General features: G+C 53.0%; 15 protein-coding genes. 13 read left to right on the forward strand and 2 right to left on the reverse strand.

Annotated elements, in window-relative coordinates; translation table 11 throughout:
- The first annotated feature begins 66 nt into the window (after nt 1–66).
- Together GHH_RS01195 and GHH_RS01200 are read left to right on the forward strand one after the other, a co-directional pair.
- Nucleotides 67–1,005, forward strand: coding sequence for an ROK family protein (locus GHH_RS01195; RefSeq protein WP_015373783.1), 939 nt, complete (start codon nt 67–69; stop codon nt 1,003–1,005).
- A gap of 183 nt (nt 1,006–1,188) precedes the next feature.
- The gene (locus GHH_RS01200) at nt 1,189–2,010 is read left to right on the forward strand and encodes an undecaprenyl-diphosphate phosphatase (protein WP_015373784.1); all 822 of its coding nucleotides are present in this window, start codon (nt 1,189–1,191) and stop codon (nt 2,008–2,010) included.
- Between the two features lie 302 nt (nt 2,011–2,312).
- Here the strand turns inward: GHH_RS01200 and GHH_RS01205 are convergent, their stop codons facing one another.
- Nucleotides 2,313–3,386 carry an undecaprenyldiphospho-muramoylpentapeptide beta-N-acetylglucosaminyltransferase gene (locus GHH_RS01205; protein WP_015373785.1) on the reverse strand — a complete coding sequence of 358 codons (1,074 nt, stop codon included), beginning with the start codon at nt 3,384–3,386 and terminating at the stop codon, nt 2,313–2,315.
- A 394-nt stretch (nt 3,387–3,780) separates the two neighbouring features.
- Between GHH_RS01205 and GHH_RS01210 the strand changes: the two genes are divergently transcribed.
- The 7 genes from GHH_RS01210 to GHH_RS01240 all read left to right on the forward strand — a co-directional run bounded on the left by GHH_RS01210 (nt 3,781) and on the right by GHH_RS01240 (nt 11,270).
- Nucleotides 3,781–4,509: a polysaccharide deacetylase family protein gene (locus tag GHH_RS01210; protein ID WP_015373786.1), complete on the forward strand. Its 729-nt coding sequence runs from the start codon at nt 3,781–3,783 to the stop codon at nt 4,507–4,509.
- A gap of 10 nt (nt 4,510–4,519) precedes the next feature.
- The gene (locus GHH_RS01215; protein WP_011229731.1) at nt 4,520–5,116 is read left to right on the forward strand and encodes a DedA family protein; all 597 of its coding nucleotides are present in this window, start codon (nt 4,520–4,522) and stop codon (nt 5,114–5,116) included.
- 12 nt (nt 5,117–5,128) lie between these two features.
- Entirely contained in the window at nt 5,129–6,271 is a 1,143-nt protein-coding gene (locus tag GHH_RS01220; RefSeq protein ID WP_015373787.1) for a diacylglycerol glucosyltransferase, read from the forward strand.
- A gap of 253 nt (nt 6,272–6,524) precedes the next feature.
- Entirely contained in the window at nt 6,525–7,628 is a 1,104-nt protein-coding gene (locus GHH_RS01225) for a D-alanine--D-alanine ligase (protein WP_015373788.1), read from the forward strand.
- Nucleotides 7,629–7,634: 6 nt separating this feature from the next.
- Nucleotides 7,635–9,011 (forward strand): UDP-N-acetylmuramoyl-tripeptide--D-alanyl-D-alanine ligase, encoded by a 1,377-nt coding sequence (murF, locus tag GHH_RS01230; RefSeq protein WP_015373789.1) that lies wholly within the window; start codon nt 7,635–7,637, stop codon nt 9,009–9,011.
- Between the two features lie 72 nt (nt 9,012–9,083).
- Nucleotides 9,084–9,806 (forward strand): carboxylesterase, encoded by a 723-nt coding sequence (locus GHH_RS01235; protein ID WP_011229735.1) that lies wholly within the window; start codon nt 9,084–9,086, stop codon nt 9,804–9,806.
- A 60-nt stretch (nt 9,807–9,866) separates the two neighbouring features.
- Nucleotides 9,867–11,270, forward strand: a complete 1,404-nt coding sequence (locus tag GHH_RS01240) for a DEAD/DEAH box helicase (RefSeq protein ID WP_013144041.1) — start codon at nt 9,867–9,869, stop codon at nt 11,268–11,270.
- 11 nt (nt 11,271–11,281) lie between these two features.
- On the opposite strand, the gene GHH_RS01245 is transcribed toward GHH_RS01240, so the two are convergent.
- Nucleotides 11,282–11,899 (reverse strand): rhomboid family intramembrane serine protease, encoded by a 618-nt coding sequence (locus GHH_RS01245; RefSeq protein ID WP_011229737.1) that lies wholly within the window; start codon nt 11,897–11,899, stop codon nt 11,282–11,284.
- A 113-nt stretch (nt 11,900–12,012) separates the two neighbouring features.
- Here GHH_RS01245 and acpS point away from each other — a divergent pair, with 113 nt between their 5' ends.
- The 4 genes from acpS to GHH_RS01265 all read left to right on the forward strand — a co-directional run bounded on the left by acpS (nt 12,013) and on the right by GHH_RS01265 (nt 15,305).
- A complete protein-coding gene (acpS, locus tag GHH_RS01250; RefSeq protein WP_015373790.1) occupies nt 12,013–12,375 on the forward strand; it encodes a holo-ACP synthase in 363 nt (120 codons plus the stop codon).
- A 105-nt stretch (nt 12,376–12,480) separates the two neighbouring features.
- A complete protein-coding gene (locus GHH_RS01255) occupies nt 12,481–13,494 on the forward strand; it encodes an outer membrane lipoprotein carrier protein LolA (protein ID WP_013144042.1) in 1,014 nt (337 codons plus the stop codon).
- A gap of 248 nt (nt 13,495–13,742) precedes the next feature.
- Nucleotides 13,743–14,897, forward strand: a complete 1,155-nt coding sequence (alr, locus tag GHH_RS01260) for an alanine racemase (protein WP_015373791.1) — start codon at nt 13,743–13,745, stop codon at nt 14,895–14,897.
- 126 nt (nt 14,898–15,023) lie between these two features.
- Nucleotides 15,024–15,305 carry a CopG family ribbon-helix-helix protein gene (locus tag GHH_RS01265; protein WP_011229742.1) on the forward strand — a complete coding sequence of 94 codons (282 nt, stop codon included), beginning with the start codon at nt 15,024–15,026 and terminating at the stop codon, nt 15,303–15,305.
- Nucleotides 15,306–15,307 lie beyond the last annotated feature (2 nt).

Consider the following 15,307-nt stretch of genomic DNA (forward strand, 5'->3'; position numbering starts at 1 on the left):
GGAGAAACAGCTAAGCCGAATGGAGCTAGAAGAGAGGAAAGATAAAAAACGAAGGAGGCGTCATCGGTGCGTTACTATATCGTTTTTGATATTGGCGGCACATATGTCAAACATGCCGTCATGAACGAGCATGGCGACTTTTTCGAAAAGGGGCGTTACCGTTCGGAGCGGCATGACTTTCATCAATTTCGCGATGACTTGCTTAACGTCGTCCGCCAGGCGCAGGCCAACTATCCACTTTCCGGCATTGCGATCAGTTCCGCAGGAAGCGTGGATAGCGACATCGGCGTCATCGGCGGAAGCAGCGCCTTGCCTTGTATTCACGGTCCCAACTTTAAAGACGTATTCGGCGGGGCAACGGGCCTGCCGGTAGAGATGGAAAATGACGCGAATTGCGCGGCGCTTGGCGAGTTATGGAAGGGGGCGGGCCGGGGCTGCCGCGACATCGCCTTTGTCATTGTCGGCACCGGCATTGGCGGGGCGATCGTGAAAGACGGACGCATCCATAAAGGGGCGCATTTGCACGGCGGGGAATTTGGCTATATGTTGATGGATGTCCGCTATGAGAACGGAAGGATCGAATGCAAAACATGGAGCGAACTGGCGGCGACAAGCGCGTTGATCCGGATGGCGGCTGAGGAAAAGGGGATGCCGGAGAGGGAGTTGGACGGAGAAAAAGTATTTGCGCTGGCCGAGAGCGGCGATGAAGCCGCGCAAAAGGCCATTGACCGGTTTTATTTTTCATTGGCCCAAGGGATTTTTAACTTGCAGTACGCATATGACCCGGAAAAAATCATTTTGGGCGGGGCCATTAGCAGCCGCCCCGATTTCGTCGACGAAATCAACAAGCGGCTTTCGGTGTTATTGTCGCTCGTTCCCATTGCCAAAGTCCAGCCAGTGGTGGAGACGTGCCAATTCAAAAACGATGCGAACTTGCTCGGCGCTTTGTATCATTACTTAGAGCGGCGCGGGGAATTAGGGGAAGCGTCCGGCCCGTCCCATTAGGCAGCAACAGGAAGTCGACTGTTCTGTCTTGAAAACAAGGTCGCTGACTAGAAAAAGCGCGGGTAGTACAAGACAAAGATTTGTAGTACAATAGAGCAGGCGCGGCCAAAAGCGGAGTGTTATTCCACCCGCTTGGCCCATATGTATAGAAAGGACGACCCCGCGCAGAAAGGATGGAAGGACATGCACTGGATGGAATTATGGAAGGCGATCATTTTAGGAATGGTCGAAGGGCTGACCGAGTTTGCCCCGGTTTCCTCGACCGGCCATATGATTATGGTCGACGATCTTTGGCTGAAATCCACAGAGTTTTTAGGCAAGTACGCGGCGAATACGTTTAAAGTCGTCATCCAGCTCGGCTCGATTCTAGCCGCTGTGGTCGTGTTTAAAGACCGATTTCTCGACTTGCTTGGCGTTCGCGGCCGTCATCCGGGCGGACATCCGCGCCTTAACCTCATTCACGTCATCATTGGTCTGCTGCCGGCTGGGGTGCTCGGCGTCTTGTTTGAAGATTACATCGATGAACATTTGTTTTCGACCAAAACGGTGCTGATCGGCCTTGTGCTCGGCGCGTTGCTTATGATTGCCGCCGACCAATTCGCCAAAAAAGCCGCGCGGACGCAGACGGTCGACCAAATTACGTACAAGCAGGCGTTTTTTGTTGGTTTGATGCAATGTTTATCCTTGTGGCCCGGCTTTTCCCGCTCCGGCTCGACGATTTCTGGCGGGGTGCTTGTCGGCATGAGCCATCGCGCCGCCGCCGATTTCACGTTCATTATGGCTGTTCCGATCATGGCTGGGGCGAGCGGGCTGTCGCTGTTGAAAAACTGGCAATACGTCACCACCGCCGATATTCCGTTTTTCATCGCCGGCTTTTTGAGCGCCTTTGTCTTCGCCTTGCTCGCGATTCGCTTTTTCCTTGAGCTCATCAACCGCATCCGCCTCGTGCCGTTTGCCGTGTATCGGATCGTGCTGGCCATTGTCATTTATTTCTTATACTTCTAGTCGTGCCGCCTGGCGGGGTTGTTCCGCCGGGCGGTTTTCTGGTTGGGGGAAGGAAATGGCAAACGAAAAAATTTGAATAAAAATAACCCGTAGTGCTAGCTGAGTGCTAAGACTGAGCCAGCATCACAATTCCAGTACAACATCAAGAAGATATCGATCTCTTGTGCGACCATGTGTTCCGTATCAACCGTTATCGGCTTGAGCCGGTGTAAAGGAGAGAAGGCTCGTTGTGTGGTGATGAAAACAAAACGAGGCGATGCCGAAAAACGGCCGTGGTTGGCCGCATCGGGCATCGCCTGTTTTTACCGGCGGGCGGTGTCTTGAATGATTGCAAGCAACGTTTGCAGCGGATCGCTTGCGCCGGCTTTCTCCATGTTTTTTCGGTAGCGGTCTTTGTTTTCGTATAGGCGGTGAATGGCGGCTTGCAGCGATTCGTTCGTCAAGTCCTCTTCCATCAGCACTTCCGCATAGCCGGCTTTTTCAAACGAACGGGCGTTAAGGATTTGGTCGCCGCGGCTTGCCGCTTTCGAGAGCGGGATGAGCAGCATCGGCTTGCGCAAGGAGAGCAGTTCGAAAATGGCGTTCGCCCCGGCGCGGGAGACGACGATGTCGGCTAAGGCGAGTAAGTGGGGCAGCTCTTCGTTGACGTATTCGAACTGTTTGTATCCGTTTTGGCCTGCGAGGCTTCGGTCGATGTTCCCTTTGCCGCAAATGTGGATGATGTCAAATTCGGCAAGAAGCGTCGATAGGTTGGCGCGCAAGGCGTCGTTAATTTTTTTCGAGCCTAAGCTGCCCCCCATCGCCAGCAAGACCGGTTTTTTTCCGTCGAACTGGCACATCTTCCTCCCTTGTTCGGCTCTGCCATCCTTCAACTCTTCGCGGACGACGGCGCCCACGTAGACAGCTTTATCGGCATTGACATATTGCTTCGTTTCCGGGAAGGTGAGGCAGATTTTTGTCGCAAACGGCATGGCAATTTTATTCGCAAGCCCCGGGGTTAAGTCAGATTCATGGATCACCGACGGCACGCCGTTCAGCCAAGCGCCGAGAATGACGGGAACGGAGACGAATCCGCCTTTTGAGAAGACGACGTCCGGTTTTTCTTTTTGGATCAGGCGGTACGCCTGCCAAACGCCTTTCAGCACGTTGAATGGATCTTTAAAGTTTTTCCAGTCAAAATAGCGGCGCAGTTTTCCAGTCGAAACCGAATAGTACGGGACGCCGTCGATGCGGCCGATAATCTCCCGTTCAATCCCTTGATGAGATCCGATGTAAACGATATCCCATCCAAGCTCTTTCAATTTCGGGATGAGGGCGACGTTGACCATCACGTGGCCGGCTGTGCCGCCGCCGGTTAAAATGATTTTTTTTCGCAATGCGGATCACCTGTCTTTTTTTAATCGCTCGTGTATCGTTATGTATTATAGCAAATTCCACCGAGCTTCGGGAGGAAACCAAGCGATGGCGGTTTTCGTATAGGAAATAAGAAGACTGGACGGTCTGCATGAAATTTTCATGATTTTCTTTTCGATTTCTCATTTGTTTGTTATATGATAAAACACCTACATCGTGATGATCTCGAATATATATAAGTTGCAATAAAGATTTTCCGATTGTTCGATTCTGTTTTCCTTCATAACAAGTCATTTTGATAGAATGCAGCGGGCGCTCTACTGGATGTAAAACAAAGTTTCAACTTATATAGAAAATTCATTTTTCTATTTTCAGAGAGAAGAAATATTGGTAAAGTACAATCAAGAGGTGAATGCCATGTGGGCTTGGTTGTTCGTTTGTTTCATTGTGGGAATTGCCATTTATGGGATTGTACCGACGATCATCATTCGCAAAAAGCGGGTGCGTTTGTTTCGGGAGGGAACGGCATCCGATTGTCTGGCGCTGACGTTTGATGATGGCCCCGACCCGTATTATACGCCAAAGTTGCTTGATTTATTAAAGAAATATGGCGTGAAGGCGACGTTTTTCGTTGTCGGCCGCAAAGTCGAGCGCTATCCGGATATTGTGCGGCGGATGGCCGAAGAAGGCCATGAAATTGGGATTCATAATTACCGCCACATCAGCAATTGGCTGTTGCCGCCGCTTTGGTTGGATTGGGGGGTGCGCCGCGCCGCTAAGGCGATTGAGCGGGCGACGGGCCAACGCCCGGTGTATTACCGCCCGCCGTGGGGGCATTTTAACGCTTGGACGCCGATCGTGCAAAAGCGGTATACAACGGTGCTATGGTCGCATATTCTTGGCGATTGGAACGAAAAAATTGGTACAATGGAATTGTTCCGCCGCTTGCGTTCGTCCATCCGCGGCGGGGCGGTGATTGTGCTTCATGACAATGGGGATGCGCTGGGTGCTGACAAACGCGCGCCAGAGCAAATGTTGTCAGCGCTCGAGCTGCTGTTTAAGGATGAAGCAGCGAAAAAGATGCGTTGGGTGACGATTACGGAACTGCGAAATGTGCAAACTAATACACAAATCTCGGCGATGTAGCGGGGGAGCTATGGATACAAGCGTATGGTTGCCGTATGTCCAGTCATATGGATATGTGATGCTGTTTTTCTTTTTGTTTTGCGGCATTGTCGGCATTCCGGCGCCGGAGGAAAGCTTGCTCTTTTTGGTCGGCGTGATGGTGGCCAAGGAGCAGTTGCTGCTTGGACCGTCGCTCGCTTCATGCTGGGGCGGGGCGATGGCCGGCATGGTGACGGCATACGGCGCCGGCCGGTGGTGGGGGGCGCCGTTTGTGCAAAAGTACGGCAAGTGCGTCGGAATTACGGCTGAACGTTGGGAGCGGGCTCGCCGATGGTTTGGCCGCTATGGCAAATGGGGGATTTTGTTCGGCTGCTATGCTCCCGGGGTGCGGCAAATTTGCCCGTATATGGCGGGAGTGAGCCGGTTTCCGTTCGGGCCGTTTTTGTTGCTGTCGGCGCTTGGAACGGCAGGTTGGGCCGTTCCGTTGACCGCGGCGGGGCTTTGGCTCGGCCAGCGCATCCATATCCCCCTGATTTCTTTTCCGCTTGCCGGTTTGGCGTTGTTTTTGCTTTTTTTGCTTGCGGCATGGGTTGGGCAGCGGAGGCGCAAAAAATCTTTCGAAAGCTAAAGGGTGCGATCGATGATGAAAGTATTGTTTTTGCCGCTGTTTCAAATGAATACGGGACACCATAAAGTAGCCGATACGTTGATGGATTTTTTGCGCCGCCAGTTTCCGGCGGTCGAAAGCAAAAAGATCGATTTTTTGAGCTATTGCAATGAACTGATGGAAAAAATCGTGTCAGAGGCCTACTTGCGCTGGATTCGCTCGCATCCTGCTTCGTACCACCGTGTGTACAAAACGCTGATGTACCAAGAGCCGCCCCGGTTTGAGTTCATTTCGTTTGAGCCATGGCTGCCTTATTTTGAAAGCAAAATGAAAAAGATGGTGGAAGAAGAACGGCCGGATTTAATCGTCTGCACCCATTCGTTTCCGTCACGCATTTTGCAGCGGCTGAAGCGAAAACGGGTGCTGACGGTTCCAGTTGTCAATGTCTACACCGACTTTTTTATGAACAGCATCTGGGGGAAACGGTTTATTGACTATCATTTTGTTCCCCATCAAGAGGCGAAATGGGAGCTGATCACGAAGTACGGGGTTGACAAAGGACGCATCATCGTCACTGGCATCCCAGTGCACGATGTGTTTATGAATCGGTCGGAAGCGAGACGCAAGCGGGACCTCGCTCATGTGCTTGTCGCCGGTGGAAACCAAGGGCTTGGCAATATGCTGGCGTTTTTGCGGGCGGCCCGCACGTCAACGTTGTTCCGCTATTCGGTGCTGTGCGGCGCCAATCGCCAGCTGTACGAGGAAATCGCCAGCTGGCAGCTGCCTCATATCCGGCCGCTTCCATACATCGCTGACCCGGAAGAGATGAATCGGCTGTATGAAGAGGCGGATGCCGTCATTACGAAACCAGGCGGGGTGACGGTCAGCGAGTTGCTTCATAAGCGCATTCCGATTTTTACGATTGATTGCTTGCCTGGCCAGGAGCGCATCAATTTGCAATATTTACAGCAAAATGGTCTCATTTATCATTTGGTCGGGCCAGAAAGCGGCGAGCAGCACATGCTTCGCTTGTTGATGGATGATGTGGAGAAAAACCGGTTTTTCCGCCGTGTGTCCGATTATTTTGCTGGCGTGGAAAAAACGGGGCAAGAAGCGCTCGCCGAAGTGGTAGCGGCCATGCCGCAACGCATGGCTTGGCGCGCGTTGCATCCGTAGCGACAGAAGGTGTCCCAAAACGGTCGGGGCACCTTTTCTTATTCCTGTATATACGTGTAAAACAAATGCTGGAAAACGATATGTTGTGCTTTGCTGAAAGAAGAACCACTTTTTTAGACACCCTCACTTTTTTGTTCCTTATCGCTTATGGGGGGTGGCGAAACAACCTGCATCGTACATATAAAATATCAGACCGTTGGGCGCGAAACGTGTTACAATAGGAACGATGGCCAAGGAAAGAGGAGGAACGATGATGAAAACGAGAGTTGGCGTGTTATACGGCGGCAAATCACCGGAGCACCAAGTATCGTTGTCGACGGCGATGGCGGTGATGAACGCCATTGATCCTCATAAATTCGATGTCATTCCGATTTATATTACACCGGAAGGTCAATGGATCAAGGGCAAACAACTGACCGGACCGATCGAGGAAATCAAGCAGCTGCAATTCACTTCGGCGGCGACCGCCTTGATTCCGGTTTCCTTGAACCAAGTTCCGGCTGCCGATTCGGCTGCGGGAGGAAACGAGGAAACGATCGATGTCATTTTCCCGCTTTTGCATGGGCCGAACGGTGAAGACGGAACGGTGCAAGGGCTGCTTGAGATATTGAACATTCCGTATGTCGGCAACGGGGTGCTTGCTTCCGCGGTCGGCATGGATAAGGTGATGATGAAAAACTTGTTTGCGCAGGCCGGGTTGCGCCAAGCAAAATATATCGCCGTGACGAAGTACGATTGGCAAAAAAGAGGCGAGACGGTGTATGACCGGATCGAACGAGAGCTTGGCTACCCGTGCTTTGTCAAGCCAGCCAACGCCGGTTCGAGCGTCGGCATTTCCAAATGCAAGCAGCGCGGCGATTTAAAAGCCGCATTTATCGAGGCATTTCAGTATGACCGAAAAATTATTATTGAAGAGGCGATTGTCGGCCGCGAAATTGAAATCGGCGTGATCGGAAATGATGAGCCGATTTGTTCGGTCGTTGGCGAAATTGTTCCCAAAAAGGAATTTTACGACTATGAAGCGAAATACGAAGACGGGCAAACCGAATTGATCATCCCAGCGGACGTAACGAAAGAACAGTATGAGACGATCAAACAAATGGCCATTACGGCGTTTCAGGCGCTGGATTTGTCTGGACTTGCGCGCGTCGATTTTTTCCTCGCCGAAGATGGCGCTGTTTATATCAACGAAGTGAACACGATGCCAGGCTTTACGCCATACAGCATGTTCCCGCTTCTTTGGCAGCACAGCGGTGTGCCGTACCCGGAGCTGATTGAACGGCTTATCGCGCTCGCATTGGAACGACATCAAGAAAAGCAGACGATCACGTACACGTTCAAAAAAGAAAAGAGGTGAGAGCCGATGATCAAACGGACAGTGCGGCAAATCGCCGAAATGGCTGACGGACAGTGTTTAAAGCCGGAATGGGAGAATATGGTCGTAAGCGGTGTGTCAACCGACACAAGGACGATCCAAGCCGGCAGCTTGTACGTTCCGTTGCGCGGTGCGACCTTTAACGGCCACGATTTCGTGCAAGAAGCGGTGCAAAAAGGAGCCGCCGCCGTACTGTGGGCGGAAAGGGAAGGAACGCCGCCGGAAGGTGTGCCAGTGGTCGTTGTGGATGATACGCTTTTGGCATTGCAGCGGCTCGCCGCCCGCTACCGCGAGCAGCTTGGAATGAAGGTGATCGGCGTCACTGGCAGCAACGGCAAAACGACGACGAAAGATATGATTGCCGCGCTGCTTTCAACCCACTATCGAGTGCAAAAGACCGAAGGGAACTTGAACAATCACATCGGCGTGCCGCTGACGCTTCTTTCGCTTGACGAAGGGACGGAGATGGCCGTTGTCGAAATGGGGATGAGCGGGTTTGGCGAAATCGAGCGGCTGACCATGATCGCCCGTCCGGACGCAGCGGTCATCACGAATATCGGAGAAGCACACTTGCAGGAGCTCGGGTCGCGGGAAGGCATCGCCAAGGCGAAGTTGGAAATTTTGGCGGGTTTGCACCATGATGGTTTATTCGTCTACCACGGCGATGAGCCGCTCTTGACGGAGCGCGTGCCGAAGCTGCCGCTTCCCCGCCATGTCGTGACGTTCGGGGCGGGCGAACAGAACGATTACTATCCGACCGATGTGCGCATTGAAGCGGGAGGAACATCGTTTGTCATCAATGCGCTCCCCGGCCGGACGCTGTTTATGCCGGTATTAGGCAAGCATCATGTGTACAACGCGCTCGCCGCCATTGCGGTCGCCCGCTTTTTCGGCATCGATTGGGAAGGCATTGATGCGTCTCTCTCCCGCCTGCAAGTGACGCGCATGCGTACGGAAGTCGTCAAGACGAAATATGGCTTTACCGTCATTAATGACGCCTACAATGCCAGCCCGACATCGATGCGCGCCGCCTTGACGCTGCTTGGGGAATTAGGCGGCTACCGGCAAAAAATCGCCGTATTGGGCGATATGTTGGAGCTTGGCGACGAAGAGGTGGCGTTTCATCGAGAGATCGGGGAGGTGCTGCGGCCGGGAATGGTGGACTATGTGTTCACTTACGGGCCGCTGGCGCACCATATCGCCGCGGCGGCCGCCCCATTTTTTGATGATGGACGGGTGAGGGAGTTCGACGATAAAGCAGCGTTGGCCGAGGCCGTGCGTTCCGTCGCGACTTCGGATGACATTGTTTTATTGAAAGCATCGCGCGGCATGAAATTGGAAGAGTTGCTTCGATATTGGGTGTAACATCAAGCAACCCGAGAGAAACTAAAAGCGGCGTCACAGGCGCCGCTTTTCATTCGGGCGGGGGTGGAAATGATGATCGGCTGTTTATGTATTCACGGGTTTACGGGAAGTCCAGAAGAAGTGGCGCCGCTGGCCGATTATTTGCGGGAGCGGACCGATTGGATGATCGAAACGCCGACCTTGCCGGGCCACGGAAGCGAACTGCGGTTGAAAGGAATTACATACGACCAATGGATCGCAGCGGCGGAACAAGCGTTTTTAGCGCTCCATCACCGTTGCAGTGTGGTGTATGTCATTGGGTTTTCAATGGGTGGAGTGATCGCCGTCTACTTGGCGGAAAAATACCCGGTCGCCAAACTCGTGCTGCTAAGCGCTGCGTTTTACTATGTCAACCCGCGCCAATTATGGCGCGACATCCGCGAGATGTTTGCCAATGGATGGAAAGGAGCGCGGGAGCACCCACTGTTTCTCCGCTATCGAAACAAAATGATGGCGACGCCGTTTTCAGCTGTCAGGGAGTTTCGCAAACTCGTCCGCGATGTGCGTCCCCGACTTCCGCGCGTCGCGGCACCCGCGCTCATTGTGCAAGGAGAAAAAGATGGGATCGTGCCGCTAAAAAGCGCCTATTATTTATATGAGCAGATTGGATCGGCGGAAAAAAAGCTGTTGCTTTTGCCCAATTCGTTCCATCATGTTTGTCATAGTATCGATCGGCACGTTCTGTTTGCTGAGGTGGAAACATTTTTGCGCGCTGCCCATGCCCATCATTGCAAATCACCGCATAACATGGTATGATAACTGTCAAACCTTTCTCTCGGATAAAGGGACGATTTTTTATAAGGAGTTTGAATAACATTGACGACATTTCAAGAATTAGGATTAAGCCAAGAAGTGATGAAAGCGATCGAGCGGATGGGGTTTGAAGAGACGACTCCGATTCAAGCAAAGACGATTCCGCTCAGTCTGCAAAATAAAGACGTAATCGGTCAAGCGCAAACCGGAACGGGGAAAACGGCGGCGTTTGGCATTCCGATCGTAGAAAAAGTGGATGTGAAAAACGGCGCCATTCAGGCGCTTGTGGTCGCGCCGACGCGTGAGCTCGCCATCCAAGTATCAGAAGAGCTGTACAAAATCGGCGCCGTCAAGCGCGTGCGCGTTTTGCCGATTTACGGCGGTCAAGATATCGAGCGGCAAATCCGTGCTTTGAAAAAACATCCGCACGTGATCGTCGGGACGCCGGGCCGTATTATCGACCATATCAACCGCGGGACGCTCCGCCTTGAGCATGTGCATACGGTCGTTCTCGATGAGGCGGATGAAATGCTCAATATGGGCTTTATCGAAGATATTGAGGCGATTTTAAGCCATGTGCCGGCCGAGCGGCAGACGTTGCTGTTCTCGGCGACGATGCCGGATCCGATTCGCCGCATTGCCGAGCGCTTCATGAACGAGCCGGAACTTGTCAAAGTGAAGGCAAAGGAAATGACCGTGCCGAACATTCAACAGTACTACTTAGAAGTGCACGAGAAAAAGAAATTTGACATTTTGACGCGGCTTCTTGATATTCAGGCGCCGGAGCTCGCGATCGTGTTCGGCCGCACGAAGCGTCGTGTCGATGAGCTGGCGGAGGCGCTCAACTTGCGAGGCTATGCAGCGGAAGGCATTCACGGTGATTTAAGCCAAGCGAAACGGCTGTCGGTGCTGCGCAAGTTTAAGGAAGGTGCGATTGAAATTTTAGTGGCGACGGATGTTGCGGCGCGCGGCTTGGATATTTCCGGCGTAACGCACGTGTACAACTTTGATATTCCGCAAGACCCGGAAAGCTATGTCCACCGGATTGGGCGCACCGGGCGCGCCGGCAAGACAGGGGTGGCGATGACGTTTGTCACTCCAAGGGAGATCGGCCAGCTTCACCATATTGAGCGGACGACGAAGCGGAAAATGGAGCGGATGAAGCCGCCGACACTTGATGAGGCGCTCGAAGGCCAACAGCGTATCGCGATCGAAAAGCTTCTCAACGTCGTGGAGACCGAAAACCTGTCATTTTACAAACGGGCAGCGGAAGAATTGCTTGAAGAGCACGATTCGGTAACGATTGTCGCTGCCTGCTTGAAAATGTTGACGCGCGAGCCGGATACGACGCCGGTGCAATTGACGGAAGAACCGCCTTTAGCGGTCAAGCGGGAGAAAAAACGGGGCGGCCGCCCGGACGGCTCAGCCCGCAGCCGGACGAAGAAACGGCGGATTACGGCGCATTAAGCGCCGTTTTTTCATAGCCGAGGCATGTAAAACGACGGCCGCTTGGGGCGGATGGACAAAAAGGGGGCAAGCAGGCCGCCGACGGCGAAGCCAAATAGATGGGCCAATAAATTCCCATCTGGTGTCATGATGCCAAGCAGCAAATGAACCGCCATGACCGAAAGCAGCAACTGGGCGTGGCGGGGGGCGACTAAGTCGCGGCGGAATAGGGCGAGGTAGCTGTACATGCCAAACAAGGCGAAAATGGCGCCCGACGCCCCGACATGGGTGTACAGCGGCGGCAGAAGGAATAAAGTGGCGACATTGGCGCCGATTCCGCCTCCGATATACAGAAACAAAAACTTTCTTTTCCCAAGTGCGTGCTCCAGCCAGGGGCCAAACAGCCATAAGGACAAACTGTTGACGGCCATATGGTGGAAATCGCGATGGAGCACGATTGGGCTGACAAGCCGCCAGTACTCTCCATGGCGGATCGCGCCGTTCGTCCCGACGGCGTATTGCCAAATGGGTTCAAGCGCTGTCAAGGGAAGAGAAAACAACAGCCATGCGGCGATATGGACCAATAATAAGGCGGCAACGACGGGATAAAGGCGGACAAATGAGCGGACATCGCTTGCATGTTGAAACACGGGTTGGTCTCCCTTCTTCGCGGAAATGGGGCGTTTTTTATAAGCCATCTTATGCGGGTCTCTCATAAAAAATTTGTCGGACCATCAGGGCGGATAGGATAGGTGAGGAAGCAGTGATCGTCGGCATTGGCATTGATATTGTAGAGTTGGAACGGATCCGCTCCCTTCTTGAGCGGAGCCGCAAATTTCCAGAGCGAATTTTGACGCCGCGTGAAAAAGCGCAGTTTGGCGAGTTGCCGCCCGCAAGACAGGCAGAGTTTCTCGCTGGGCGATTTGCGGCGAAAGAAGCGTACGCCAAAGCGCTCGGAACGGGGATCGGGCGGCATCTATCGTTTCAAGACATCGAGATCGTTTCCGATGAGCACGGAAAGCCGAGCATTGCTGCCCGCCGCGATGGCGAGACGGTTCATCTGTCCATTTCCCATAGCCGCGATTACGCCGTCGCCCAAGTCGTCATTGAGCGTCTTGACCGATAACGCCGGCTGATGCTTGCCATGGCTAGTCTGCATATTCCCGAAAGTTGTCTCATATATTGTAGTGCATGGGTAGAAATCGATATATGAGGCAAAGGGGTTGAAGCGATGGGCAGAAACGTGCTGATGGCGTTGGTCGGCATCATTTTTCTGTTTGCTTTGGCTGGCTGCGGGTCGAAATCGCAGGAAGAGGTGCTGAAGGCGCTTGATGAAAAGGTCGATGAGATGACGGGTTATCAGGCTGAGGCGAAAATGACGTTCCGCACCGGGGAAAAGCCGCAAGTGTATCATGTCGAAGTGTGGCACAAGCAGCCGTCCTACTACCGCGTCAGCTTGAAAAACGCCGACAAAGGACAAAGCCAAATGATTTTGCGCAATGACGAAGGGGTGTTCGTCTTCACGCCGGCGCTCAACAAAACCTTCAAGTTTGTGAGCGATTGGCCGAAAAACAGCAGCCAAGCGTATTTGTACGAATCGCTCGTCAAAGACATTTTGAGCGATTCGAAGGCGAAGTTTAAGGCGACGGACGATTACTATGTGTTTGAGACGAAAACGAACTACCCGAACAGCGAAGTCGTTCCAACCCAAGAGATTACACTGCGCAAAAAAGATTTGGCGCCCGTCTCGGTCAAAGTGATGGATACGGACCGGAAAGCGCTGTTGACGGTCGAATTTTCCAACGTCGAGTTTAACAAAAAGTTTGATGATGACGCGTTTGATACAAAGAAAAACATGACTGGCGCCCGTCTTGAGGTGCCAACGATGGCCGAAGGAAAAGAGCAAGTGATGGCCGTCATGTACCCGAGTCAGCTTCCGAAAGGGGTTCAAGCGCTTGAGGAAAAAGAAGTGAAAGGTGAAAACGGCACGCGCGTCATTATGACATTCGGCGGCAAAAAATCGTTTACGCTCGTGCAAGAAAAAGCGGATGTGCTTCCGGCGACAAGCATGCCAGTTCTTGTCAACGGCGACCCGGTTGATTTAGGATTCACCATTGGCGCCCTCACCGACCGAACGTTGACATGGTGGTACAACGGGGCGGAGTTTACGCTCGCCTCGGACGATTTGACGCCGGAAGAAATGGTGATGGTCGCCAGCTCCGTGCAAGAAAAAGCGGCAAAATGACAGTGCGGATTTGCAAACAGGCGGCTCTCCGCGTTGAAGCGGAGAAGCTGCTTTTTGTTTTTGTGCAGAAGCAGTGAAGGCAGGCCAGTGGACGAATCGTTGCGATCTCCAATGTTTTCCGCCGTTTTTCTCATTTTTCCGCCGCTCATCCTATTCCTTCTTCCCTAGGAACATGGTAAACTAAAAAAGGAATCCAATCGATTCAAGCGCTTTCAAACTGGCTATGACTAGAAAGGCAGCGAGAGAGGATGGACGAGTTTCACCGCGATACGTGGGTGGAAATTGATTTGGACGCCATTTACGACAACGTCGCGAATTTGCGCCGCTTTTTGCCGGAGGGTACGCAAATTATGGCCGTTGTCAAGGCGAACGCCTACGGGCACGGCGATGCCCAAGTGGCGGCAACGGCGCTCGAAGCGGGCGCTTCCCGCTTGGCCGTCGCCTTTTTGGACGAGGCGCTTGCCTTACGAAAAAAAGGCATCGATGCCCCGATTTTAGTGCTTGGGGCGTCTCGTCCCGAGGATGTGGCGTTGGCCGCCGAACACCGCATCGCCTTAACCGTGTTTCGCTCTGATTGGCTCGAGAAGGCGTCATCGCTGTATAACGGTTCGACCCCGATTCATTTCCATTTAAAGATGGACACGGGAATGGGACGGCTTGGGGTGAAAGACGAAGAGGAGACAAAGCGAATAGCGGCCTTGATCGATCGCCATCCGCCCTTTGTGCTTGAAGGGGTGTATACGCATTTTGCGACCGCTGATGAAGTGAATACGGATTACTTTTCTTATCAATACGCCCGCTTTTTGCATATGCTTGACTGGCTGCCGTCGCGGCCGTCGCTCGTTCATTGCGCCAACAGCGCGGCGGCCCTTCGTTTTTCCGATCGAGCGTTCAACATGGTTCGCTTTGGCATTTCGATGTACGGGCTCGCCCCATCGCCGGACATCAAGCCGCTCCTCCCATACGAATTGAAAGAGGCGTTTTCGCTCCATAGCCGCCTTGTACACGTCAAAAAACTGCAACCAGGCGAAAAGGTGAGCTACGGTGCGACGTACACCGCGCAGACGGAAGAGTGGATCGGCACGATTCCAATCGGTTATGCGGACGGCTGGCTGCGAAGGTTGCAGCACTTTCATGTGCTTGTTGGCGGGCGGCGGGCGCCGATCGTCGGCCGTATCTGCATGGATCAATGCATGATCCGCCTGCCTGAGCCGCTGCCTGTCGGGACGAAGGTGACATTAATTGGCCGCCAAGGGGACGAAGTCATTTCCATCGATGATGTCGCCCGCCATTTGGACACAATCAATTATGAAGTGCCGTGCACGATCAGCTACCGGGTGCCCCGTATTTTTTTCCGAAATAAGCGTATAATGGAAGTGAGAAACGCCGTTGGCCGCGGATGAAGCGATGCATAATCTGCTTCGGAAGACAAAGGATAGAAAATGGAGAAATGACTTTGCAGCGCCGTTGTTTAATGGTATCATGAAGTGGAAGCAATCAATGGCTGCAGTTCGTGGAGGTGTATATTTGTGTCGGAATCTGGCGCAACAGCGGAAATCGTCGTTCGTTTGCCGCAGTCGCTGCTGACAGAACTGGACGTGCTCGTAAAGCAGGAAAACGGCAACCGCAATGAACTCATTTATCAAGCGACGAAAATGTACATTCGCGAGCGGAAGAAACGGCAAATTCGTGAGGCGATGAGACGAGGCTACATGGAAATGGCGAAAATCAATTTATCTATCGCTTCTGAAGCGTTTCATGCTGAATACGAGGCCGACCACACCGTTGAACGCTTAGTTAGCGGGGGGTAATG

This window comes from Geobacillus sp. GHH01 (assembly GCF_000336445.1).
Taxonomy (GTDB): Bacteria; Bacillota; Bacilli; order Bacillales; family Anoxybacillaceae; genus Geobacillus; species Geobacillus zalihae.

Coding starts and splice junctions, on each gene's coding strand:
- GHH_RS01225 (WP_015373788.1), top strand. CDS start 6,525: ATGAAAACGAGAGTTGGCGTGTTATACGGCGGCAAATCACCGGAGCAC.
- GHH_RS01215 (WP_011229731.1), top strand. CDS start 4,520: ATGGATACAAGCGTATGGTTGCCGTATGTCCAGTCATATGGATATGTG.
- GHH_RS01220 (WP_015373787.1), top strand. CDS start 5,129: ATGATGAAAGTATTGTTTTTGCCGCTGTTTCAAATGAATACGGGACAC.
- alr (WP_015373791.1), top strand. CDS start 13,743: ATGGACGAGTTTCACCGCGATACGTGGGTGGAAATTGATTTGGACGCC.
- GHH_RS01210 (WP_015373786.1), top strand. CDS start 3,781: ATGTGGGCTTGGTTGTTCGTTTGTTTCATTGTGGGAATTGCCATTTAT.
- GHH_RS01200 (WP_015373784.1), top strand. CDS start 1,189: ATGCACTGGATGGAATTATGGAAGGCGATCATTTTAGGAATGGTCGAA.
- murF (WP_015373789.1), top strand. CDS start 7,635: ATGATCAAACGGACAGTGCGGCAAATCGCCGAAATGGCTGACGGACAG.
- GHH_RS01255 (WP_013144042.1), top strand. CDS start 12,481: ATGGGCAGAAACGTGCTGATGGCGTTGGTCGGCATCATTTTTCTGTTT.
- GHH_RS01235 (WP_011229735.1), top strand. CDS start 9,084: ATGATCGGCTGTTTATGTATTCACGGGTTTACGGGAAGTCCAGAAGAA.